General features: G+C 68.8%; 19 protein-coding genes and 1 pseudogene. 17 read left to right on the top strand and 3 right to left on the bottom strand.

All coding sequences use genetic code 11. The features are described from left to right. Window positions 1-160: 160 nt before the first annotated feature. The 11 genes from I4U41_RS13705 (at window position 161) to I4U41_RS13655 (ending at window position 11,178) form a co-directional block, all read left to right on the top strand. Entirely contained in the window at window positions 161-1,333 is a 1,173-nt protein-coding gene (locus I4U41_RS13705; RefSeq protein WP_206861732.1) for a phosphoglycerate kinase, read from the top strand. Window positions 1,334-1,563: 230 nt separating this feature from the next. Then, on the top strand, window positions 1,564-2,202 hold the full coding sequence (locus tag I4U41_RS13700) for an HAD hydrolase-like protein (protein ID WP_206861731.1): 639 nt from the start codon (window positions 1,564-1,566) through the stop codon (window positions 2,200-2,202). A gap of 281 nt (window positions 2,203-2,483) precedes the next feature. Then, window positions 2,484-3,965 carry a pyruvate kinase gene (gene pyk, locus I4U41_RS13695; protein WP_206861730.1) on the top strand — a complete coding sequence of 494 codons (1,482 nt, stop codon included), beginning with the start codon at window positions 2,484-2,486 and terminating at the stop codon, window positions 3,963-3,965. 366 nt (window positions 3,966-4,331) lie between these two features. Further along, on the top strand, window positions 4,332-5,033 hold the full coding sequence (locus tag I4U41_RS13690) for a hypothetical protein (RefSeq protein WP_206861729.1): 702 nt from the start codon (window positions 4,332-4,334) through the stop codon (window positions 5,031-5,033). Window positions 5,034-5,169: 136 nt separating this feature from the next. Next, on the top strand, window positions 5,170-6,180 hold the full coding sequence (locus I4U41_RS13685; protein WP_206861728.1) for a class I fructose-bisphosphate aldolase: 1,011 nt from the start codon (window positions 5,170-5,172) through the stop codon (window positions 6,178-6,180). A gap of 272 nt (window positions 6,181-6,452) precedes the next feature. After that, the gene (locus I4U41_RS13680) at window positions 6,453-6,617 is read left to right on the top strand and encodes a periplasmic nitrate reductase, NapE protein (protein WP_206861727.1); all 165 of its coding nucleotides are present in this window, start codon (window positions 6,453-6,455) and stop codon (window positions 6,615-6,617) included. Between the two features lies 1 nt (window position 6,618). After that, the gene (gene napF, locus I4U41_RS13675; RefSeq protein ID WP_206861726.1) at window positions 6,619-7,122 is read left to right on the top strand and encodes a ferredoxin-type protein NapF; all 504 of its coding nucleotides are present in this window, start codon (window positions 6,619-6,621) and stop codon (window positions 7,120-7,122) included. Then, complete coding sequence (locus I4U41_RS13670; protein WP_206861725.1) at window positions 7,119-7,427, top strand: chaperone NapD; 309 nt, start codon at window positions 7,119-7,121, stop codon at window positions 7,425-7,427. Before napF ends, I4U41_RS13670 begins: the two co-directional genes overlap by 4 nt. A gap of 22 nt (window positions 7,428-7,449) precedes the next feature. Continuing rightward, entirely contained in the window at window positions 7,450-9,942 is a 2,493-nt protein-coding gene (napA, locus tag I4U41_RS13665; RefSeq protein WP_206861724.1) for a periplasmic nitrate reductase subunit alpha, read from the top strand. A gap of 10 nt (window positions 9,943-9,952) precedes the next feature. After that, entirely contained in the window at window positions 9,953-10,570 is a 618-nt protein-coding gene (locus tag I4U41_RS13660; RefSeq protein ID WP_206861723.1) for a nitrate reductase cytochrome c-type subunit, read from the top strand. Next, the gene (locus I4U41_RS13655; protein ID WP_206861722.1) at window positions 10,570-11,178 is read left to right on the top strand and encodes a cytochrome c3 family protein; all 609 of its coding nucleotides are present in this window, start codon (window positions 10,570-10,572) and stop codon (window positions 11,176-11,178) included. The genes I4U41_RS13660 and I4U41_RS13655 overlap by 1 nt, the downstream gene beginning before the upstream one ends. Before the next feature lie 105 nt (window positions 11,179-11,283). On the opposite strand, the gene I4U41_RS13650 is transcribed toward I4U41_RS13655, so the two are convergent. Beyond that, a complete protein-coding gene (locus tag I4U41_RS13650; protein ID WP_206861721.1) occupies window positions 11,284-11,805 on the bottom strand; it encodes an O-acetyl-ADP-ribose deacetylase in 522 nt (173 codons plus the stop codon). A 51-nt stretch (window positions 11,806-11,856) separates the two neighbouring features. Continuing rightward, on the bottom strand, window positions 11,857-12,813 hold the full coding sequence (gene cysK / locus I4U41_RS13645) for a cysteine synthase A (protein WP_206861720.1): 957 nt from the start codon (window positions 12,811-12,813) through the stop codon (window positions 11,857-11,859). 336 nt (window positions 12,814-13,149) lie between these two features. Between cysK and I4U41_RS13640 the strand changes: the two genes are divergently transcribed. The 6 genes and pseudogenes from I4U41_RS13640 to I4U41_RS13615 all read left to right on the top strand — a co-directional run bounded on the left by I4U41_RS13640 (window position 13,150) and on the right by I4U41_RS13615 (window position 21,701). Continuing rightward, window positions 13,150-14,271: an efflux RND transporter periplasmic adaptor subunit gene (locus I4U41_RS13640; RefSeq protein ID WP_425492587.1), complete on the top strand. Its 1,122-nt coding sequence runs from the start codon at window positions 13,150-13,152 to the stop codon at window positions 14,269-14,271. A 100-nt stretch (window positions 14,272-14,371) separates the two neighbouring features. Further along, complete coding sequence (locus I4U41_RS13635; RefSeq protein ID WP_206861718.1) at window positions 14,372-17,512, top strand: efflux RND transporter permease subunit; 3,141 nt, start codon at window positions 14,372-14,374, stop codon at window positions 17,510-17,512. Window positions 17,513-17,665: 153 nt separating this feature from the next. Then, entirely contained in the window at window positions 17,666-19,222 is a 1,557-nt protein-coding gene (locus I4U41_RS13630; protein ID WP_206861717.1) for an amino acid carrier protein, read from the top strand. Window positions 19,223-19,325: 103 nt separating this feature from the next. Beyond that, entirely contained in the window at window positions 19,326-19,895 is a 570-nt protein-coding gene (locus I4U41_RS13625) for a GNAT family N-acetyltransferase (protein WP_206861716.1), read from the top strand. 66 nt (window positions 19,896-19,961) lie between these two features. Next, window positions 19,962-20,895 (top strand): annotated as a pseudogene (locus tag I4U41_RS13620) (TrmH family RNA methyltransferase). Beyond that, window positions 20,892-21,701 (top strand): class I SAM-dependent methyltransferase, encoded by an 810-nt coding sequence (locus I4U41_RS13615; RefSeq protein ID WP_206861714.1) that lies wholly within the window; start codon window positions 20,892-20,894, stop codon window positions 21,699-21,701. The pseudogene I4U41_RS13620 and the gene I4U41_RS13615 overlap by 4 nt, the downstream one beginning before the upstream one ends. Window positions 21,702-21,746: 45 nt before the next feature. Here I4U41_RS13615 and I4U41_RS13610 read toward each other — a convergent pair whose 3' ends face one another. Continuing rightward, the gene (locus I4U41_RS13610) at window positions 21,747-22,781 is read right to left on the bottom strand and encodes a sensor histidine kinase (protein WP_206861713.1); all 1,035 of its coding nucleotides are present in this window, start codon (window positions 22,779-22,781) and stop codon (window positions 21,747-21,749) included. Between the last annotated feature and the right edge of the window lie 7 nt (window positions 22,782-22,788).

Genomic DNA, 22,788 nt, shown 5'->3' with positions numbered 1-22,788 from the left:
TGTTGTGGATAACCGCAGAACCGCAATCGCGTTCGATTTGCCCGCGCCCGTGTCGGGGAGGACAATGCACGGCTTCGCGGCGGCGATCGCACGCCGGCCCGCGCCTTCCCGTCACTCCCATCCCACCCCTTCCGCAGGAAGGGCAGCAGAGGAAGCACCCATGTCCATCGTCCGCATGTCCGACCTCGATCTCACCGGCAAGCGCGTGCTCATCCGCGAAGACCTGAACGTGCCCATCGAGGGCGGCCGGATCACCTCCGAGCAGCGCATCACCGCCGCGCTGCCGACGATGAAACTGGCGCTGGAGAAGGGCGCCGCCGTGATGGTCACCTCGCACCTGGGTCGCCCGAAGGAAGGCACGTGGACGCAGGAGGACTCGCTGGCGCCGGTGGCCAAGCGTCTTTCCGAGCTGCTCGGCATCGACGTGCCGCTGGTGAAGGACTGGGTCGATGGCGTCGACGTGAAGCCCGGCCAGCTCGTGCTGCTCGAGAACTGCCGCATGAACGTCGGCGAGGGCAAGGACGACGAGGCCCTGTCGAAGAAGTACGCCGCGCTGTGCGACGTGTACATCATGGACGCGTTCGGCACCGCGCATCGCGCGCAGGCGTCCACGCACGGCGCCATCAAGTTCGCGAAGGTCGCCGCCGGCGGCCCGCTGCTGATGGCCGAACTCGACGCGCTCGCCAAGGCGCTCGACAACCCGGCGCGCCCGCTGCTCGCGATCGTCGCCGGTTCGAAGGTCTCGACCAAGCTCGAACTGCTGTCGTCGCTGGTGTCGAAGGTCGACCAGCTGATTGTCGGCGGCGGCATCGCCAACACCTTCATCGCGGCGATGGGACACGGTGTGGGCAAGTCGCTGGTGGAGATGGACCTCATCGACACGGCCAAGAAGATCATGGCCGACGCGAAGGCACGCGGTGCCGACATTCCGGTGCCGGTCGACGTGGTCGTCGCGCCGGCGTTCGCCGCCGATGCGCCGGCGACCGTGAAGGCCGTCGATGCGGTGGGCGCGGACGACATGATCCTCGACATCGGTCCGCAGACCGCGGCGCGTTACGCGGAGCTGATCAAGGCCGCCGGAACGGTGGTGTGGAACGGCCCGGTCGGCGTGTTCGAATTCGATGCGTTCGGCAAGGGCACCGAAACCCTGGCGCGCGCGATCGCCGCGTCCAAGGCGTTCTCGATCGCAGGCGGCGGCGACACGCTGGCGGCGGTGGACAAGTACGGCATCGAGGACGACGTTTCGTACATCTCCACCGGGGGCGGTGCGTTCCTGGAATTCCTGGAAGGCAAGGAGCTGCCGGCAGTGGCGGCGCTGAAGGCGCGCGCGTAAGCACCGCCGTTGTGGCCCGGGTATGCGAAGCGCACCCGGGCCAAATGCACCATCACGCATCACCCCGGGTGCGCTTCGCTTACCCGGGCTACACAAGCCGAAAGCATTCGCGTAACCACCGCGTCTGTAGCCCGGGTAAGGTCGAAGACCGCACCCGGGTGGCCCGCACCATCACGCATCACCCGGGTGCGCCTCGCTTACCCGAGCTGCAACAGCAATCGAGTACCCGCATGACCACGCTCTTCTTCGACATGGACGGCACCCTCATCGATTCCGCCGTCGGCATCACGCGCTGCGTCGAGCATGCGATGGTGCAGATGGGCCTGCCGGTCCCGCCGCAGGAGGAACTGCGTCGCTGGATCGGTCCCGCGCTGCGCACCAGTTTCGGCCCCCTGCTCAACGACGAGGCGAAGGTCGAGCAGGCCGTGCTGCATTATCGCGACCGTTTCGAAACGCACGGCTGGGCCGAGCACGAGATCTATCCCGGCATCGGCGAGACGATCGAGGCGCTGCACGCCGCCGGCCATCGCCTGGCCGTGGTCACCGCGAAGAACGAGCCGCACGCGCGCAAGATCGTCGACCATCTGCCGTTCGGCCATCGCTTCGACGACGTCGTCGGCGCCACGCTCGACGGCCGCATCAGCCACAAGGACCAGCTCATCGCCGAGGCGCTGCGCCGTTTCGAACTCGACGCCGATGCGTGCTGGATGATCGGTGATCGCCGCATGGACATCGAAGGGGCGCGCCATCACGGCATGCGCAACATCGGCGTGCTGTGGGGCTTCGGCGGCGAAGTCGAGCTGCGCGAGGCCGGCGCGCTTCACCTGGCGTCCACGCCGGGCGACTTGCCGGCGCTGCTGGCCGCGTGATCCGCTTTCCGCGCGTGTAGCGCGGCGGCCGGTGCTTCACGAACGGCTTCATCCGTGTTCATCCGTGTCGGAGGCACCCGCGCCGACCGCCCACACTCCGCGCGCGACCCGCCACGCGAGCCTCTCCACACGGTCTTGCGCCTCGCGGTGGTCTGCTTTCGGGTAGGTGTTTGCAGACCACTTGGAGGAATGCGATGCGGTATGGCGGCGCGGCAGGAGTGCTCGAACCGAAACGGCGGACGTCTGTGCTAGCGTCGCGGGGTTCCAGGGACCCGCACTCGATGACGACGCACTCGATCACTGCCGCAAAACGCCGCACCAAGATCCTCGCCACCCTCGGCCCGGCCACCGATCCGCCGGGCGTCCTCGACGCACTGCTCTCCGCGGGCGTCGACGTGGTCCGCCTCAATTTTTCCCACGGCGATCCGTCCTCGCAGATCGCCCGCGCGCAGGCCGTGCGCGACGCCGCGCAGCGCGTCGGCGTGGAAGTCGGCATCCTCGCCGACCTGCCCGGCCCGAAGATCCGCATCGAACGCTTCGCCGAAGGCCGCGTGCTGCTCAAGACCGGCGACCGCTTCGATCTGGTCGCCAGCGCCGACGCGCCGCCCGGCAACCTGCGCGAAGTCGGCGTGAGCTACCTCGGCTTGCCCAATGACGTGCGTCCCGGCGACGTGCTGCTGCTCGACGACGGCCTGCTGCAGCTGCGCGTGGGCGCGGTCGAAGGCGAGCGCATCGTCACCACCGTGCTCAACGACGGCGCGCTGTCCGATCGCAAGGGCCTGAACAAGCAGGGCGGCGGCCTGTCGCTGGGCGCGCTGACCGAGCGCGACAAGGAGCTGATCAAGGTCGCCGCCGAACTCGGCGCGGATTTCATCGCCGTGTCCTTCTGCCGCAACGCGCAGGACATGAACGATGCGCGCGCCATCGCACGCGCGCACGGCAGCGATGCCGCGCTGGTGTCGAAGATCGAACGCGCCGAGGCGATCGAGAACCTCGCCGAGATCGTCGACGCCAGCGACGTGGTGATGGTCGCGCGCGGCGACCTCGGCGTGGAAATCGGCGATGCCGAACTGCCGGGCCTGCAGAAGAAGATCATCCGCGAGGCGCTGGAGCGCAACAAGGTCGTCATCACCGCCACGCAGATGCTGCAGTCGATGGTCGACAGTCCGATCCCGACGCGCGCGGAAGTGCTCGACGTCGCCAACGCGGTGATCGACGGCACGGACGCGGTGATGCTGTCGCAGGAATCGGCGGCCGGGCGCTATCCGATCAAGGCGGTCGAGGCGATGGCGCGCATCTGCCTGGGCGCCGAACGCCAGTTCGTGCACGACACCGATTTCGAGGCCGCGCCGCGCAACCTCGAACGCGCCGACCAGGCCATCGCGATGGCGGCGATGTTCCTGTCCGAGCACATCGGCGTGCGCGCGATCGTCGCGATGACCGAGTCCGGCGGCACGGCGCGCTTCCTGTCGCGTTTCCGCGCGCAGGTGCCGATCTACGCGATGTCGCGCCACGACGACGCACGTCGCCGCATGGCGCTGATGCGCGACGTCGTTCCGTACAACTTCGACAGTCGCGGCCTGACGTCGCGCGACGCCGCTCGCAAGGCGGTGAAGCAGCTGTTCGAACAGGACCTGCTGAGCGTGGGCGACCGCGTGATGTTCACCAGCGGCGACCACATGGAACGTCACGGCGCCACCAACACGCTGCGTCTGCTGGTGGTGGGCGAGGACGGCGTCGCCGAGGGCCTGGGCGAGCTTTAACGGCCGTTGATGTTGCTTGAGCCCCTCTCCCAGCGGGAGAGGGGTTGTGGGGAGGGGCAACGAAGCTGAAGCGGCGAATCGCCGTTGCCGTACAGTGCTGCGCTGTTGCCTGAGCGCGCCTTGAAACAATTTCAAACTCGAAATGGATTCCAGCTTTCGCTGGAATGACGGTGACGCCCGTTGATCGCGTGACAGACTGGCTCCCGGCCTTCGCCGGGATGACGGACTCCGGGATAACAGACTGCCGAATGACGGCCTCTCGCGTTCCCGCACAGCCCCACGCACGAGCGCACCGCCTCCGACCCTGGCCGGACACCTCCTCCCGCACCGTTCATGCCATGGCCATCCCAACGCAAGGGGATCGTCATGGCACACCATCCTGCCGGCGGCATCGCCGCGCGGTGTTTCGCGATCGCATTGGGATGTCTCGCGCTGTCCGGCTGCACCAGCGTCGGCGTGCAGACCGGCATGCGGCACGCGCTCGACTACGGCCCGCGGATGCAGCTGCGCGTATGCGTGCTGCACACGCCGGACGTGAAGCCCGCGCGCGTCGATGCACTGATCCGCGCCGTCAACGACGAATTCGCGGACTACGGAATCGAGGTCGTGGTGCCGTGGTCGCGCCCCTGGCAACGCGCCGGATTCAGCCATGAGCGCCTGTTCGACGACATCGCGCGGCGCGAGCTCGAAGCGCCGTGCGACCGCCTCGTCGCCTTCGTCGACCGCAATGCCGGCGACGCGCTGTGGGGCCTGCTGATGCCGGAAGTGCTGGGCATGGTCGACGAGGCCACGCACACGCGCGGGTACGTCGTGGCCACGCGCGCTTCGCTCAACCAGTTGTTCGTGTCGCCGGCGAAGGCCACCGTGCACGAGTTCTACCACCTGCTCGGCTGCCCGCATGCGGAGTCGATGGACGCGTGCTACCAGCGCATCGCCGCACTGAAACAGGCACGCGCGGAAGGCGCGGACTTCGTGCCGGGCGTCGACGGGGAGGGCGAATTCGTGATGACCCGCGAAATGGCCAACCGCACGCTCCATCTCGCCTTGGCCGGACAGCCGGGCATGTAACCGCATACATGCGAAGTGGTATTGGATTCGGGGGTGTCCGGTCTGCAAGTGGTTGATTTTCTTTCGCGTTGACCGGCCCTTTGCACACCTGCGCGGCTATAATGTCGGGCTTCCCACCGCTCCCGCAGGACGACCCATGAGCATCGAACAGCTTGCCGAAACCGCCCAGGCCATGGTGGCCCCGGGCAAGGGCATCATCGCCATCGATGAGTCCACCAGCACCATTGCCAAGCGCTTCGCCGGTGTCGGCATCGAGAACACCGAGGAAAACCGCCGCCGCTACCGCGAGCTGCTGCTCACCACGCCGAAGCTGAGCGACTACATCTCCGGCGCGATCCTGTTCGACGAGACCATCCGGCAGTCCACCAGGGACGGCGTGCCGTTCGCCAGGTACATGAGCGAGAACGGCATGATCCCGGGCATCAAGGTCGACAAGGGCACGCACAATCTCGCCGGCTTCCCGGGCGAAGTGGTGACCGAGGGCCTGGACGGCCTGCGCGCGCGCCTGGAGGAGTACTACAAGCTCGGCGCCCGCTTCGCCAAGTGGCGCGCGGTGATCAACATCGGCGACGACATCCCGTCGGGCACCTGCATCGACGCCAACGCCCATGCGCTGGCCCGCTACGCCGCGCTGTGCCAGGAGCAGGGCCTGGTGCCGATGGTCGAGCCGGAAGTGATCATGGACGGCAGCCACGACATCGAGACCTGCTATGAGGTCACCGAAGTCACGCTGCGTTCGCTGTTCGCCTCGCTGTACGAGCACAGCGTCATGCTGGAAGGCACGATCCTGAAGGCTTCGATGGTCGTTCCGGGCACCACCTGCGCCGATCAGGCCTCGTACGAGGAAGTCGCCGCCGCCACGTTGCAGTGCCTGAAGTCCACCGTGCCGGCGACGCTGCCGGGCATCGTGTTCCTGTCGGGCGGCCAGTCGGACGAAGCCGCCACCGCGCACCTCAACGCGATGAACCAGATGGGCCCGAACCCGTGGCCGCTGTCGTTCTCCTACGGCCGCGCGATGCAGGCCGCCGCGCTGAAGCTGTGGTCGCAGGACCTGGTGAACAACTTCGCCAAGGCGCAGCAGACCGTGTACGACCGCGCCCGCGACAACGGCCTGGCCGCGCTGGGCCAGTGGAAGCAGGCCGCGTAAGCGTCGCTTCCATCGCAAGCGGAAACGGAAAGCCGGCCTCGTGCCGGCTTTCTTTTTGTGCGCCGCCGCGCTGGAGTACGGTCGGCCGCGTGTCCACATCGCGTCCACGCAGCGTGCACACGGCGCAGACGAGGATGCGGGCGGGTGGGGAACACGGGGCGCCGGGACAGGTTGATCCGGATCAAGTCCCGCTCCGGTCCCGCCAGCAGACTGGACGTGAGGGCCGCCATCGCGGCGGCCCGCACGAGCGACTGCAGCCACGGGAGCCGGCCATGGACCAGCCAGACGACACCGTCGTCAAGCGAAGAGAACGCACGGCCTTCCTGCTTCTCACGGCGGTGGTGTTCCCGCTGCTCGCGGTGCTGATCGTCGCCAGTTACGGTTTCATCGTGTGGTTCTGGCAGATGTTCGTGTCCGGTCCGCCGACGGGGCACTGAGATGGCCGTCGCGCCGGATCCATCGCGACGCGCCCTGCTGTTCGGCCGCCGGGCCGCGGCCACGCCGCTGCGCCCGCCGTGGGCGCTGGGCGAGGACGATTTCCTCAACGCCTGCACCGCCTGCGGCGCCTGCATCGAACGCTGTCCCGAACGCGTGCTCGTGCGCGGCGCGGGCGGGCATCCGGTGTTCGATCCACGCCTGGGGGAATGCACCTTCTGCGGCGAATGCGACACCGCCTGCGCGCCGCGCGCGCTGGATCGTTCGGCTTCGGACGAACCCTGGACCCTGCGCGCCCTCGTCGGCGACGCCTGCCTGCCGCGCCACGGCGTGGTGTGTTCCAGCTGCCGCGATGCGTGCCCCGAACGCGCCATCGCCTTCCCCCTGAACGCGCGCGTGCCGACGCCAACCATCGACGCCGCGCGCTGCACCGGCTGCGGCGCGTGTGTGGGCGTATGCCCGGCGCAGGCGATCGCGCTCTCCGCGCGGGCCACGGAGGCCGCATGAACCCCGAAGCCAGCCCGAACGCCGACATCCACATCGCCAGCCTCGTCGTGCAGCACCGCGCCGAGGCGGGCGAGGCGCTGGCCGCGCACGTCGCCGCCGACGACGCCCTCGAACTCGCGTTGCAGGGCGGCACGCGCAGCGTCGTCGTGTGCGAATGCGCCGACCAGTACGCGGTGCTAGACCGCATCGACGCGTTGCGCGCGCTGCCCGGCGTGCTGAACGTCGCGCTCGTCTACCACCATGCCGAACCGCGCGAGGCGCTCGATGCGCCGGCGCGGCCGGCGTCCGATCTTCCCGTCCTTTGACCGTACGACCTGGAGTCGCGCCATGACCACGCGCCGCGAATTCATCCGCAACACCGCCGTCGCCACCGCCGCGGCCGCCGCCGGCCTGCCGTTGCCGGGCGGCACCGCCAACGTGACGACCGAAGGCGACCTCACCGCGCTGAAGTGGGACAAGGCGCCATGCCGCTTCTGCGGCACCGGTTGCGGCGTCAACGTCGCGGTGAAGAACGGCCGCGTCGTCGCCACGCACGGCGATGTGCATGCCGAAGTCAATCGCGGCATCAACTGCGTGAAGGGCTATTTCCTCTCGAAGATCATGTACGGCGCCGACCGCCTCACGCTGCCGCTGCTGCGCAAGAAAAATGGCGTCTACGCGAAGCACGGCGAGTTCACCGAAGTGTCGTGGGACGAGGCCTTCGACGTGATGGCCGCGCAGTTCAAGCGCGTACTGAAGGAGAAGGGCGCCGACCACATCGGCATGTTCGGCTCGGGCCAGTGGACGGTGTGGGAAGGCTACGCCGCCAACAAGCTGATGAAGGCCGGCTTCCGCAGCAACCACATCGATCCCAACGCGCGCCACTGCATGGCCTCGGCGGTGATGGGCTTCATGCGCACCTTCGGCATGGACGAGCCGATGGGCTGCTACGACGACATCGAGGCGGCCGACGCGTTCGTGCTGTGGGGTTCGAACATGGCCGAGATGCATCCGATCCTGTGGACGCGCGTCACCGACCGCCGCCTCACGCATCCGCACGTGAAGGTCGCGGTGATGTCCACGTTCGAGCACCGCAGCTTCGAGCTGGCGGACATCCCGATCGTCTTCAAGCCGCAGACCGATCTGGTGATCCTCAACTACATCGCCAACCACATCATCAGCACCGGCAGGGTCAATCGCGATTTCGTCGACCGGCACACCAGCTTCAAGCGCGGCAACGACGACATCGGCTACGGCCTGCGTCCCGACAATCCGCTGGAGATGAAGGCCAGGAACGCGAAGGACGCGAACGGCGGCCAGGTTATCGACTTCGAGCAGTTCGCCGCGTTCGTGAAGCCGTACACGCTGGACAAGGCGGTCGAGATGACCGGCGTGGAGCGCGGCTGGCTGGAGAAGCTCGCCGAGCTGTACGCCGATCCGAAGATCAAGGTGATGTCGTTCTGGACCATGGGCTTCAACCAGCACACGCGTGGCGTGTGGGCCAACAACATGGTCTACAACATCCATCTGCTGACGGGAAAGATAGCAACGCCCGGCAACAGCCCGTTCTCGCTCACCGGCCAGCCGTCCGCATGCGGCACCGCGCGCGAAGTCGGCACGTTCAGCCATCGCCTGCCGGCGGACATGCTGGTGGCCAATCCGGAGCATCGCAGGCACGCCGAGGAGATCTGGAAGATCCCGCACGGCATCATCAATCCCAAGCCCGGTTACCACGCGGTCGAACAGAACCGCATGCTCAAGGACGGCAAGCTCAACGCGTACTGGGTGCAGGTCAACAACAACATGCAGGCCGCGGCGAACCTCTACGAGGAAACGTGGCCGGGGTATCGCAATCCGGAAAACTTCATCGTCGTCTCCGACGCGTATCCGACGGTGACCGCGCAGGCCGCCGACCTGATCCTGCCCGCCGCGATGTGGGTGGAAAAGGAAGGCGCCTACGGCAACGCCGAGCGTCGCACGCAGTTCTGGCACCAGCTGGTGAACGCGCCGGCACAGGCGCGTTCGGACCTGTGGCAGCTGATGGAATTCTCCAGGCGCTTCACCACCGACGAATGCTGGCCGGCGGAGATCCTCGCGGCGAATCCGCAGTTCAAGGGCAAGACGCTGTTCGACGTGCTGTATCGCAACGGCAACGTCGACCGCTATCCGCTGTCCGACATCCAGGAAGGCTACGCGAACGACGAATCGCAGCACTTCGGCTTCTACGTGCAGAAGGGATTGTTCGAGGAATACGCGGCCTTCGGGCGCGGCCACGGCCACGACCTCGCGCCGTTCGACGCCTACCACCAGGCGCGCGGCCTGCGCTGGCCGGTGGTGGAAGGACGCGAGACGCGCTGGCGTTATCGCGAAGGATCCGATCCGTACGTGAAGGCCGGAAGCGGCTTCCGGTTCTATGGAAATCCCGACGGCCGCGCGGTGATCTGGGCGTTGCCGTACGAACCGCCGGCCGAGTCGCCCGACGAGGAATTCGACCTGTGGCTGGTCACCGGGCGCGTGCTGGAGCACTGGCATTCGGGTTCGATGACGATGCGCGTGCCGGAGCTGTTCCGCAGCTTCCCCACCGCGGTGGTGTTCATGAATCCCGAGGACGCGCGCAGGCGCGGCTTGAAGCGCGGCGACGACGTGCGCGTGGTGTCGCGTCGCGGCGAGATGCACACGCGCGTGGAAACGCGCGGTCGCAACCACATGCCGCCGGGCGTGGTGTTCGTGCCGTGGTTCGACGCGGGGCAGCTGATCAACAAGGTCACGCTGGACGCGACCGATCCGATTTCCAAGCAGACCGACTACAAGAAGTGCGCGGTCAAGGTGCTGGGCGCATAGGAGGCCGGCCATGAGCAACGCATTCACGCGAAATCGCCCGTTGTGGATCGCCGGCGCGCTCACCGTCGGGCTGCTGGTCCTGGTGTTCGTCGCCGGCTGGCTGTTCGGGCGCGGCAGCGAGCGGAAGCATGAAGCGCAACGCGAAGTCGCCGCAGTGACGACGCCGGTCGTGCGTGCGGATTCGGCGCTCGGCCGCACCGATCTCCGGCAGGTCGATGCGCTGCGCCGCGGTATTCCGGTCGACCAGGAAGCCGCGCCGCAGCCGCTGTGGCACGTGCAGAACATGGACGTGAAGCGCGAGCGCGCGTATCCGATGCAGCCGCCGACGATCCCGCACGCGATCGATGGCTACCAGGTCGACATGAACAGCAACCGCTGCATGCTCTGCCACGCGCGCGCGAACGCCGAGAAGTTCCAGGCGCCGCCGGTGAGCGTCACGCACTACATGGACCGCGACGACCAGTTCCTCGCGACGATTTCCTCCCGGCGCTACTTCTGCAACCAGTGCCACGTCGTGCAGACCGATGCGCCGCTGCTGGTGAACAACACCTTCCAGACCATCGACGCGGTGCTCGCGGCGGCCGAAGCCGGCACGGCCACTGCGGAAACCGCGCAGGGGAGGCCGTGATGCGTCGTCTCCGGGAACGCGTGTGGTCGTGGTTGCGGCCGATATGGCTCACGCTGCGCCGCCCCAGCGTGCATTACAGCCTGGGGTTCCTGGTGGCGGCGGGCTTCGTCGCGGGCATCGTGTTCTGGGGCGGCTTCAACACCGCGCTGGAAGCGACCAACACCGAGGCGTTCTGCACGAGCTGCCACGAGATGCGCGACAACGTGTACCAGGAGCTGCAGACGACGATCCACTACACCAACCGTTCCGGCGTGCGCGCGACGTGCCCGGACTGCCACGTGCCGCATCGCTGGACCGACAAGATCGCGCGCAAGATGCAGGCATCGAAGGAAGTGTGGGGCAAGGTGTTCGGCACGGTGAACACGCGCGAGAAGTTCCTCGATCACCGCCTGGAACTGGCGATGCACGAATGGGCGCGGCTGAAGGCGAACGATTCGCTGGAATGCCGGAACTGCCATCAGTACGACTCGATGGACCTCACCCGCCAGGGTTCGCGCGCCGCGCAGATCCACAAGCGCTGGCTCGGCACGGGGGAGAAGACGTGCATCGATTGCCATAAGGGCATTGCGCATCGGCTGCCGGACATGGCGGGGGTTCCTCAAGGATGAGGGCCCCGTGCGGCCTTCGGCCTTACCCGGGCTACCAGCGCCCGGCATAGTTCGCCTTTGTAGCCCGGCCAGGCGCAGCGCACCCGGGAGGACGCGCAGAACGCCTCAACCTCCCAGCTCCGCGCGATACAACCGCGCCATCGTCTCCCCGAAGCACGCGAACACCACGCGCATCGGCGCTTCGTGTTGCGCCAGCCAGTCGCGCACTTCGCGCACCGCGACCGGCACCGCCGACTCCGGCGGGTAGCCGTAGATCCCGCAACTGATCGCCGGAAACGCCATCGACGCGACGCGCTGCTCCAGCGCCAGCCGCAGCGACCGGCGATAACACGACGCCAGCAGCGCCGGCTCGCCCGAAGCGCCGCCGCGCCACACCGGCCCCACCGTGTGGATCACGACACGCACCGGCAACCGATGCCCGCCGGTGGCGCGCGCCTCGCCCGTCGGGCAGCGCACGCCGGGGCGCACTTCGGGCAGCGAACGGCATTCGGCGAGCAACCCCGGCCCCGCCGCGCGGTGGATCGCGCCATCCACGCCGCCGCCGCCGAGCAGGCTCTCGTTGGCGGCGTTGACGATGGCGTCGACGTCGAGCGTGGTGATGTCGGTCTGGATGACTTCGATGGGCATGTGGAGCCACTTCGATCGCCCTCTCCCGACGGCAGAGGGGCTGAACGCGCGTCACCCCAGCGACGCCAGCCACTCGTCATCCGACCCTTCGTTGACCCCTTCGAACAGGAACGTCGAGAGGTAACGCTCGCCGGTGTCTGGGAGCATCGCCAGGATCACCGAGCCTTCCTCGGCATTGCGCGCGACTTCCAGCGCGGCGGCGGCGGTGGCGCCGGCGGAAATGCCGACGAACAGGCCTTCCTCCTGCGCCAGGCGACGCGCGGTGTCGCGCGCGAGCACGTCGTCGACCGGCAGGATCGCATCGGCGACGTCGCGATTGAGCACTTCCGGCACGAAGTCCGGGGTCCAGCCCTGGATCTTGTGCGGCTGCCATTCCTTGCCGGCCAGCAGCGAGGCTCCCGCCGGTTCGCACGTGGTCACGCGCACTTCCGGGCGCGCGACCTTGAGCACTTCGCCCACGCCGGTCAGCGTGCCGCCCGTGCCCCAGCCGGTGACGAAGTGGTCGAGCCGGCGGCCGGCGAAATCGCGCAGGATCTCCGCCGCCGTGGTCTGCCGGTGGTACGCGGGATTGGCCGGGTTGGTGAACTGGCGCGCGAGGAACCAGCCGTGCTTCTCCGCCAGTTCGGCGGCGCGGCGCACCATGCCGCTCCCGCGTTCGGCGGCGGGCGTGAGGATGAGTTTCGCCCCGTAGGCGCGCATGAGCTTGCGGCGCTCCATCGAGAACGAATCGCTCATGACCGCCACGAACCTGTAGCCGCGCGCGGCGCAGACCATCGCCAGCGCCACGCCGGTGTTGCCGGACGTGGCCTCGACCACGGTGTCGCCCGGCTTGAGCTGGCCGCGCGCTTCGGCGTCGAGGACGATCGCCAGCGCCAGGCGGTCCTTGACCGAGCCGCCGGGGTTGAAGGCCTCGACCTTGGCGTAGAGCGTGACGTGTTCCGGCGCGAGGCGGTGCAGGCGCACCACCGGGGTACGGCCGATGGTGTCGAGGATGCTGTCGTGGATCATGGGGGGAACTCCTGCGCGAGTGGGCTTGGAGCGGGACGGACGGAGCCGCCGGAAGCGGCCAGCCGCGGGCGCCGGACAGGTGCGTGGCGGGCCCCTGGCGCCTGTCGCGGCCCTGCACGAGACCGTCATCGGAGAGTGCCACAGTCGGGTGTCAGATCCCGTTCGGCCCCGGCCAGGCGCCGGCCGACCGACGGCCTTGCGCGATCTGGCGCGTGAAGGCGTTTGCGCAATCGGTTGTCAACCAATGGGCTAGGCGACCGTTGAAGATCGGCCGCTAGAATCCCCGGGCTTCACAGCGCGTCCGCTCCACCTTCGTCGTTTCCTTCCAGGCCCCGCATGCGACCTCGCTCCAGCTTCAGTTTTCGCGTCCTCCGAGCCGGCCTCGTGCTGGCCCTCGCCGGCGCGACCGTCGCATGCGGCAGCAATGGCGCCGAGCAGCGCCAGGACGGCGGCGAGCGCCCGATCCCGGTCACCACGCAGCGCGTGCGCCTGCAGCCGTTCAGCGACACGGTGCTGGCGCTGGGCAACGTGAAGGCGCGCGAATCCATCACCGTAACCGCCAAGGTCAGCGAGACGGTGCAGCAGGTGCATTTCGAAAGCGGCGACGTGGTGGCCGCGGGCGCGCCGCTGGTCACGCTCACCGGCCGCCAGCAGGAGGCCGCGCTGAAGCAGGCCGAAGCCACCGCCAACGAAGCCGAACGCCTCTACCAGCGCCAGCGCGAACTCGCCGACCAGCAGCTCGTCGCGCGTTCCACCCTCGACACCCAGCTCGCCCTGCGCGATGCCGCGCGGGCCCGTGTCGCGCAGATGCGCGCCGACATCGGCGACCGCGTGATCCGCGCGCCGTTCTCCGGCGTGCTCGGCATCCGCCAGGTCAGCCCCGGCGCGCTGGTCCAGCCGGGCACGGCGATCGCCACGCTCGACGACACCGCCCGCGTCTACGTCGATTTCCCGGTGCCCGAGGCGCTGATCGCCGCGCTCGGCGTCGGCCAGCAGGTCGCCGGGACCAGCGCGGCGTATCCCGGCCGCACGTTCGAAGGCCAGGTCAGCACGATCGACGCGCGCGTGGACGAAGCCACGCGTTCGGTCGTGGTGCGCGGCGATTTCGCCAACCCCGACCGCGCGCTGCGCCCGGGCATGCTGATGCAGGTCACGCTGTCGCGCCCGCAGCGCGAGGCGCTGCTGGTGCCGGAAATCTCCATCGTGCAGGTCGGCACCGATTCGTTCGTCTACCGCGTCAAGCCCGACTCCTCGGTCGAACGCGTGGACATCAAGGTCGGCAGCCGTCGTGACGGCCTCGCCGAAGTGGCGCAGGGCCTGAACGTCGGCGACCGCATCGTCGTGGACGGCACCGGCAAGCTGCGCGTGGGCGCGCGCATCGTCGACGCGGCGGGCGACAAGGCGCCGGCGGGCGAAGTCGGCGCCGCCACGAAGAACGGCACGGCCAAGGCCGGCTGAGCATCGCAAGCGAGCGAGGAGGAGTGGGAAGTGAGCGGAAGCGCTTCATCGCCGGTCCCACGCCCCGCTTCTCGTTCCTCACTCCTCCACGGGTGACGTCATGAATCTGTCCGACCTCTCGATCCGCCGTCCCGTGTTCGCCACGGTGATGAGCCTGCTCATCATCGTGCTGGGCGTGATGGCGTTCTCGCGCCTCACCCTGCGCGAACTGCCGGCGATCGATCCGCCGATCGTCTCGGTGGACGTGAACTATCCCGGCGCCTCGGCGGCGGTGGTGGAAACGCGCATCACCCAGATCCTGGAAGACGCGCTGGCGGGCATCGAAGGCATCGAGACGATCGAATCGCGCAGCGTCAACGGACGCGCGGCGATCAGCATCGAATTCACGCTCAACCGCGAGATCGAAGCCGCCGCCAACGACGTGCGCGACGCGGTCAGCCGCGTGCTCGACCGCATGCCGGAAGAGGCCGATCCGCCGGAAATCGAGAAGGTCGAGTCCGACGCCGACCCGATCCTGTGGCTCAACATGAGCTCCACGCGCATGGACACGCTGCAGCTGTCCGATTACGCCGAACGCTACGTGGTCGATCGCCTGTCCTCCGTGGACGGCGTGGCGCAGGTGCGCATCGGCGGCCAGCAGCGCTATGCGATGCGCATCTGGCTGGACCGCGACGCGCTCGCCGCGCGCGGCATCACCGTCAACGACGTGGAGAACGCGCTGGAAGCGGAGAACGTCGAGCTTCCCGCCGGCCGCATCGAATCCAACGCGCGCGACTTCACCCTGCGCGTGGCGCGCAGTTACCAGCGGCCGGAAGACTTCGCGCAGATCCCGCTGGGCAAGGGCGTGGACGGCTACGTGGTGCGCATGGGCGATGTGTCGCGCATCGAGCTCGCGTCCGCCGAACGCCGCGCGTACTACCGCAGCAACGGCGAGCCGAACATCGGCCTGGGCATCGTCAAGACCTCCACCGCCAACAGCCTCGACGTCGCGCGCGCGGTGCGCGCCGAAGCGGAGAAGGTGCAGAAGACGCTGCCGGAAGGCACCAAGATCTTCGTCGCCTTCGATACCACGATCTTCATCGAATCGGCGGTGGAACGCGTGTACCACACGCTGATCGAGGCGATCGTGCTGGTGCTGGTGGTGATCTGGCTGTTCCTGGGCAGCTTCCGCGCCGCGCTGATCCCGGCGGTGACGGTGCCGGTGTGCCTGATCGCCGCGTTCATCCCGCTGTACCTGTTCGGCTTCTCGATCAACCTGCTGACGCTGCTCGCACTGGTGCTGGCGATCGGCCTGGTGGTGGACGACGCCATCGTCGTGCTGGAAAACATCCAGCGACGCACCGACCTGGGCGAGCCGCGCCTGGTCGCGGCCAAGCGCGGCACGGCGCAGGTGGCGTTCGCGGTGATCGCGACCACCGCCGTGCTGGTCGCGGTGTTCCTGCCGGTGGGCTTCATGGAAGGCAACACCGGTCGCCTGTTCCGCGAGTTGTCGGTCGCGCTGGCCGGCGCGGTGGCGATCTCGGCCTTCGTCGCGCTGACGCTCACGCCGATGATGTCCTCCAAGCTCGTGCGCCCGCACAGCCAGGAGAAATCCAACGTCGTCCACCGCTGGGTGAACGCGCGCCTGGACGGCGTCACCTCGCGCTATCGCGGGCTGCTCTCGCGCGTGACCGACCACAAGCCGTCGAAGCTGTGGATGCTCGTCGTCGGCGTGATGCTCGCGACGATGGTGGTGAGCGGCTTGCTGCTGAAGCTGGTTCCGTCGGAACTGGCGCCGGCGGAGGATCGCGGCTTCTTCTCGATCTCCATCCAGGGGCCGGAAGGCGCCGGTTTCGACTACACCGTCGGCCAGGTGCAGCAGGTCGAGAAGATCGTCGCCGCACACACCGGCGAGGGCGAGACCATCCAGCGCTACAACCCGCGCGTGCCGGGCGGCTTCGGCGCCAGCGAGGAGATGCACACCGGTCGCATCTCGGTGTTCCTGCAGGACTGGAAGAACCGCACCACCTCCACCGCCGACGTCGCCGAATCGTTGCGGTCCGAACTGGGCAAGCTGCCCGGCGTGCGCGCGATGCCGCAGGTGTCCGGCGGCCTGGTGCGCTCGCGCGGCCAGCCGATCAACATCGTGCTGGGCGGCCCGGAATACGCCGAACTGGCGCAGTGGCGCGACAAGCTGATCGCGAAGATGGAAACCAACCCGGGTTTCTTCTCGGTCGATTCGGACTACAAGGAAACGCGCCCGCAGATGCGCGTGGAGATCGACCGTCAGCGCGCCGCCGACCTGGGCGTGCCGGTGACCGACATCGGCCACGCGCTGGAAACCATGATGGGCAGCCGCCGCGTCACCACCTTCGTGCAGAACGGCGAGGAGTACGACGTGGTCGTGCAGTCCGACCGCGAACTGCGCGCTTCGCCTGAAGACCTCGCGGCGATCCAGGTGCGCGCGCGCGACGGCGCGCTGATCCCGCTGTCGAACCTGGTGACGCTGCGCGAACTCGCCGAGCCCGGCAGCCTCAACCGCTTCAACCGACTGCGCGCCATCACGATCAGCGCCGGCCTCACGCCGGGCTATCCGATGGGCGATGCGATCACCTGGTTGCAGGACACCGTGCGCGCGGAGCTTCCGGATCATGCGCAGATCGACTGGAAGGGCGAGTCGCGCGAGTACATCCAGGCCGGCGGTGCGGTGCTGCTGACCTTCACCCTGGCGCTGCTCGTCGTGTACCTGGTGCTCGCCGCGCAGTTCGAAAGCTTCATCCATCCGTTCGTGATCATGCTCACCGTGCCGCTGGGCGTGCTCGGCGCGCTGATCGGCCTCGCCGCGACGGGCGGCACGCTCAACCTGTTCAGCCAGATCGGCATCGTGATGCTGGTGGGCCTGGCGGCGAAGAACGGCATCCTGATCGTCGAGTTCGCCAACCAGCTGCGCGACGAAGGCCGCAGCATCCGCGAGGCGATCGTCGAGGCCTCCTCGGTCCGTTTGCGCCCGATCCTGATGACCTCGATCGCGACGGTCGTCGGCGCGATCCCGCTGGTGCTCGCCGGCGGCCCGGGTTCGGCAAGCCGCGCGACCATCGGCATCGTGGTGATCTTCGGCGTCTCGTTCTCGACGTTGCTGTCGCTGTTCGTGGTGCCGGCGTTCTACATGCTGCTGGCGAAGTACACGCGATCGCCCGAAGCGGTGGGCCAGGAGCTGGAGAAGCTGGAGGCCACGACGCCGTCGGTGGGCGGGCACGCGTAACGCGTGCCCTTCGTGCCGGGGCGAGCATGACGGCGCAGGTTCGAACCTGTCTGCGCGGATCGCCGGCAGGCACGCACGGCGCCGCGCTTTCATGCAGAATCGGGCGGTTCCCCCACGACGGGGCGACGCCCTTTCCTCCGTCCGGGAGCCTGCGTGGAAAACATCCTTAGCGCCGTCAACGGCATCGTCTGGAGCCAGGCACTGATCTTCATGTGCCTCGGCGCCGGCCTGTACTTCAGCATCCGCACCCGCTTCATGCAGGTGCGCGGCTTCGTCGAGATGTTCCGCCTCACCGTCGCCGGGCAGAAGTCAGAGGCGGGCGTGTCGTCGTTCCAGGCGCTGGCGATGTCGATGGCCGGGCGCATCGGCATCGGCAACATCGCCGGCGTGGCCACGGCGATCGCGTTCGGCGGGCCGGGCGCGATCTTCTGGATGTGGGTGATGGGCTTCCTCGGCGCGTCGACGTCGTACGTGGAATCCACGCTCGCGCAGATCTACAAGACCAAGGACGCCGAAGGTCGCTACCGCGGCGGTCCGGCGTACTACATCGAGAAGGCGATGGGCCTGAAGTGGTACGCGATGGCCTTCGCGATCGCGACGATCGCCGCCGCCGGCTTCCTGATGCCCGGCGTGCAGGCCAACGCCATCGCCGACAGCGCCGCCAACGTGTGCCACGGCTCGGCGCTGTGCGGTTCGCTCGACGGCCAGTGGTTCGGGCTGGATGCGCGCGTCGCGTTCAAGCTCGGCATCGGCGCGGCGGTGTCGGTGCTGCTGGCGATCATCATCTTCGGCGGCGTGAAGCGCATCGCGAACTTCGCCGAGATCGTCGTGCCGTTCATGGCGATGGGCTACATCCTGATGGCCGTGGTCGTGATGGCGATGAACGCCGGGCAGGTGCCGGAGATGTTCGGCATGATCTTCTCCAGCGCGTTCGGCGGCCACGCGGCGTACGGCGCACTGCTCGGCCTGGCGGTGGAGTGGGGCGTCAAGCGCGGCATCTACGCCAACGAGGCAGGCCAGGGCACCGGTCCGCACGCGGCGGCCGCGGCGGAGGTCTCGCATCCGGCCAAGCAGGGTTACGTGCAGGCGTTCGCGATCTACTTCGACACGATGATGGTGTGCACCGCCACCGCCTTCCTGATCCTCTCCACCGGCCGTTACAACGTGGTCGCCGCCGACGGTGCGGCGCTGTATTCGGGGCTGGCGGGCATCGAGGCGGGACCGGGCTTCGCGCAGGCGGCGGTGGAATCGGTGCTGCCGGGCTGGGGCGCGGGCTTCGTCGCGGTGGCGCTGTTCTTCTTCGCCTTCACCACGATCATGGCCTATTACTACATGGCCGAAACCAACCTGGCCTACGTCAACGGCGGCCGTCGCCGCCCGCTGACCGTGCTGCTGCTGCGGCTGGGCATCATCGCCATGGTGATCTTCGGCGCCTCGCACAACGCGACCGTGGCCTGGGCGCTGGGCGACATCGGCGTGGGCCTGATGGCGTGGCTCAACATCATCGCGATCCTGATCCTCGCCAAGCCGGCGATGATCGCGCTGCGCGATTACGAACGGCAGAAGAAGCTGGGCCTGGACCCGGTGTTCGATCCGGACGCGCTGGGCATCCGCAACGCCGATTTCTGGCGTGGCCGTCGCGGCGCGCAGCCGGCGGACGAGTCCGCCGCCGCCGCGTCCGCGCAGCCCTCGCTGCAGGGCGAAGGCTGAATCCGCCGGTTCCGCCGCCTTCGTCCCGGCAACGGGCAGGCGGCGGGGCCCGACTGAACACGCCGTTCGGATTCCCGCGCCCTCGCGCGGGTACCCTGTGCGCATGCTCGCCAGCCCGCCCGTCCGCGATCCACGTTCCGTCCGCCTGCAGGGCGACGGCTTCGTGCTGCGGGCGTGGCGCGCGGACGATCTCGAACCGCTGCTGCGCCACGCCAACGACGCGGAGGTCGTGCGCGGCCTGAGCAGCCGCTTCCCGCATCCGTACACGCGTGAGGACGGCGAACGCTTCCTCGCCGGCGAGGTCGTCGATTTCGACGATCCGGTGTTCGCCATCGAAGTGGACGGACAGGCGTGCGGCGGCATCGCCGCGCGGCCGGGGCAGGCGGAACGCGGTCAGTCGGCGGAGCTGGGGTACTGGCTCGGCCGGTCGATGTGGGGTCGCGGACTGATGACGCGCGCGGTCGCGTTGTACGTGCCGTGGGCGATGCAGGCGCTTTCGCTGCATCGGCTGCAGGCGAATGTGCTCACGTTCAACGAGGCGTCCGCGCGCGTGCTGCTGAAGAACGGTTTCATCGAGGAGGGCGTCGCGCGCTGCGCCCTCGTGAAGGACGGCCATGCGCACGACCTGCGCGTGTTCGCCAAAGTACGAAGGAGTCTGTGTGACGCACCGTGATCCGCCCAATCGTCCGCCCCGTGGTCCGCGCCCGCCCGGCCCGCCTTCGCGCGACGCAGCGTCGCCGTGGGGTGGCACGCACGTGCGCAGCCGCAAGGAGCGGTTCGAGGAGCACACCGCGCGCTTCCGCCGCGACCGCGATGCGCACGACGCACAGGCGCGCGGCAGCCGTGCCCAAGACGCCCGTCCGCACGAAGCCCGCGTGCACGATGCAGCCCACGACGCGACCGGCCACGAAGGCGAGCACGTCGCGCATCCCGCGCGCGAACGCCGCAGCGCCGAGCTGCGCCTGTACGGCCTCAACGCGATCCACGCGGTGTTCTCGCGCCGGCCGCAGGCGATCCGCAAGCTGTACCTCGCCGAAGCGCGCATTCCCGCGTTGCAGCCGCTGCTGAAGTGGTGCGTCGCCAACCGCGTGGGTTATCGCGTGGTGGACGAACTCGACCTGCACAAGCTCGCCGCCAGCAGCCATCACGAAGGCGTGGTCGCCGACGTGCTGCGCGAGGAACCGCTGCCGTTGTCGACGTGGCTGCGCGATCTGCCGTCCGGTCCGCAGTGCGCGATCTGGCTCGACGGCGTCGGCAATCCGCACAACTTCGGCGCGATCCTGCGTTCGGCGGCGCACTTCGGCGTGTCGGCGATCCTGCTGCCGAAGCATTCGAACCTGTCGTTGTCCGGCGCCGCCGCGCGCGTGGCCGAAGGCGGCGCCGAAGCGGTCCCGCTGGTGCGCCTGGGCCGCGAGGACAACGCCATCGCCCAGCTGCGTGGCGCCGGCTTCACCCTCGCGGCCACGGTGGTGAACGGCGGTACCGACGTGTTCGCCACGCCACTGCCCGATCGCACGATCTACGTGCTGGGCGCGGAAGGCGAGGGCATGGACCGTGAACTGGCGGCGGCCTGCGACCTGCGATTGTCGATTCCGGGGACGGGGCTGGTGGAAAGCCTGAACGTGGCATCGGCTGCGGCGGTGCTGCTGGCGGCATGGCGCGCGAAGCGATGAGCGGGTCTGCGTTGCAGTGGTCCACCGCCGCCGCCTGGAGGGCGGACGCGGGCTCGCCCGAGCCGCTGCCGCACGACTTCGTCGTCGATGGGCGCTGTCCCCTGTGCGGAGACGCCATCCGCGTGGAAACCACCGGCCGGAAGATCTGCTTCCGCGAGGGACTGGCATGCCCGCGTTGCAGGACCAACGCGCGCCATCGTGCGGCCGTCGTTACGCTGCTGGAGGAACTGCATGGCCGCGACGACGCGCGCGTCTACGCGACCGAGCAGGCCACGCCGTTCTACGTCGCGCTGAAGCGCCGTTTGTCCAACCTGAGCGGTAGCGAGTACGTGCGCGACCTTCGCCGGCGTCTTCGGCTGACCGGCTGGCTGTGGTGGCACGGCGTGCGGGAATGCCTTCACTTCGCCGACCTGACCGCGCTGAAGCGGCGCGATGCGTCGCTCGATGCGATCGTGTCGCTGGACGTGCTCGAACACGTCTCCGAGCACCGCCTCGCCCTGCGCGAGTGCGCGCGCGTGCTTCGACCGGGCGGCACGCTGGTGCTGACCGTGCCGTTCCAGGAATCGATGCTGCAGTCCCGTCGCCTCGCACGCGTCCGCGGCGACGGGACGATCGAACACCTGATCCCCGAGCCCGAGTACCACGGAGATCCCGTCTCCGGCGGCGTGCTGTGCTTCCACCACTTCGGCTGGGACCTGCTGGACGACATGCGCGAGGCCGGGTTCGCCGAAGCGTGCGCAAGGCGCGTGCACGCGCCGGGCGCCGCGATACCGCAGCCGCTGTGGGTGCTGGTCGCCACGCGCTGACGGACGCCCGCATTCCGCATCGCCTCGTGGGCCGTGGCGGCTGCGTCAGGGCCGCGCAATGCGCATCGGCAAGCACGCACGAACGCACGTCCCCGCATCCGCCACCGTCTCCACGTCGAACGTGCCGCCCAGGTGCGTCGCGCGTTCGCGCATCGCGATCAGGCCCAGGCCGTGGACGTTTTCGGGATCGAAGCCGCGCCCGTCGTCGATGATCGACAGCAGCAGCTGGTCGCCACGCGGTGCGAGCAGCACCGTCACCTGCGTCGCGCCGGAATGGCGCAGCACGTTGGTCAGCGCTTCCTGCGCGATGCGGAAGCATGCCAGTTCCACCGGAGCGTCCGGGCGTTCGGCCAGCGGCGACAGATCGAGTTCCAGCGCCGGCGCGCCGCCGCGGAACAGCCGCTCGCATTGCCAGCGCAATGCCGCGACCAGGCCCAGCGCATCCAGCTGCGGCGGGCGCAGCAGGATCGAGATGTCGCGCAGCTTGGCGATGGTCGCGTCCGCGATGCCGACGATCTCCTCGACGATCTCGCGCCGCCCGGCTTCGTTCTCGCCTTCTATCGAAGTGGCCGACATCTTCATCGCCGAGATCGCCTGGCCGATGTCGTCGTGCAGTTCGCGCGACAGCGTGCGGCGTTCGGCTTCCTGCACGTCGATCAGGCGGCCGGTGAGCGCGTGCAGTTCCTGCTGCTGGCGATGCAGGTGTGCGGTCAGTTCGACCTCGCGCGCGTCCGAACAGGTGCGGCGCAGCATCAGGAACATCAGCACCGCGACCAGTGGCAGCGAGAGCGCGTTGGCGATCCAGTGCGCGGCGTCGCCGAAGAAGCGGCGCAGTTCCAGCGCGAGGGCGGGGGCGATCAGCGCCATCCACGCGATCGCCAGCGCGGCCATCGCCAGCGAGAGCAGGAAACCCCGGCGTCCGCGCAGCCGCGCGCGCAGGCCGCCGCCGTCCAGCCGATCCGCCGGTCCGTCCACATCGGGCGAAGCGGGCTCGACACGCGCACGGGCGCGCTCTTCAGCGCGCCCGTGGGCGGGGTCCTGGCCGGTGGAGCCGGCCGGCGATGGAGGGATCGCGTTCATCCCGTCA

The organism is Lysobacter changpingensis, assembly GCF_017308985.1.
Classification (GTDB): domain Bacteria; phylum Pseudomonadota; class Gammaproteobacteria; order Xanthomonadales; family Xanthomonadaceae; genus Lysobacter_J; species Lysobacter_J changpingensis.
The sequence above is the reverse complement of the archived record's forward strand: the minus strand, read 5'-3'. Positions and strand labels throughout refer to the sequence as shown.

Coding starts and splice junctions, on each gene's coding strand:
- I4U41_RS13705 (WP_206861732.1), top strand. CDS start 161: ATGTCCATCGTCCGCATGTCCGACCTCGATCTCACCGGCAAGCGCGTG.
- I4U41_RS13700 (WP_206861731.1), top strand. CDS start 1,564: ATGACCACGCTCTTCTTCGACATGGACGGCACCCTCATCGATTCCGCC.
- pyk (WP_206861730.1), top strand. CDS start 2,484: ATGACGACGCACTCGATCACTGCCGCAAAACGCCGCACCAAGATCCTC.
- I4U41_RS13690 (WP_206861729.1), top strand. CDS start 4,332: ATGGCACACCATCCTGCCGGCGGCATCGCCGCGCGGTGTTTCGCGATC.
- I4U41_RS13685 (WP_206861728.1), top strand. CDS start 5,170: ATGAGCATCGAACAGCTTGCCGAAACCGCCCAGGCCATGGTGGCCCCG.
- I4U41_RS13680 (WP_206861727.1), top strand. CDS start 6,453: ATGGACCAGCCAGACGACACCGTCGTCAAGCGAAGAGAACGCACGGCC.
- napF (WP_206861726.1), top strand. CDS start 6,619: ATGGCCGTCGCGCCGGATCCATCGCGACGCGCCCTGCTGTTCGGCCGC.
- I4U41_RS13670 (WP_206861725.1), top strand. CDS start 7,119: ATGAACCCCGAAGCCAGCCCGAACGCCGACATCCACATCGCCAGCCTC.
- napA (WP_206861724.1), top strand. CDS start 7,450: ATGACCACGCGCCGCGAATTCATCCGCAACACCGCCGTCGCCACCGCC.
- I4U41_RS13660 (WP_206861723.1), top strand. CDS start 9,953: ATGAGCAACGCATTCACGCGAAATCGCCCGTTGTGGATCGCCGGCGCG.
- I4U41_RS13655 (WP_206861722.1), top strand. CDS start 10,570: ATGCGTCGTCTCCGGGAACGCGTGTGGTCGTGGTTGCGGCCGATATGG.
- I4U41_RS13650 (WP_206861721.1), bottom strand. CDS start 11,805: ATGCCCATCGAAGTCATCCAGACCGACATCACCACGCTCGACGTCGAC.
- cysK (WP_206861720.1), bottom strand. CDS start 12,813: ATGATCCACGACAGCATCCTCGACACCATCGGCCGTACCCCGGTGGTG.
- I4U41_RS13640 (WP_425492587.1), top strand. CDS start 13,150: ATGCGACCTCGCTCCAGCTTCAGTTTTCGCGTCCTCCGAGCCGGCCTC.
- I4U41_RS13635 (WP_206861718.1), top strand. CDS start 14,372: ATGAATCTGTCCGACCTCTCGATCCGCCGTCCCGTGTTCGCCACGGTG.
- I4U41_RS13625 (WP_206861716.1), top strand. CDS start 19,326: ATGCTCGCCAGCCCGCCCGTCCGCGATCCACGTTCCGTCCGCCTGCAG.
- I4U41_RS13615 (WP_206861714.1), top strand. CDS start 20,892: ATGAGCGGGTCTGCGTTGCAGTGGTCCACCGCCGCCGCCTGGAGGGCG.
- I4U41_RS13610 (WP_206861713.1), bottom strand. CDS start 22,781: ATGAACGCGATCCCTCCATCGCCGGCCGGCTCCACCGGCCAGGACCCC.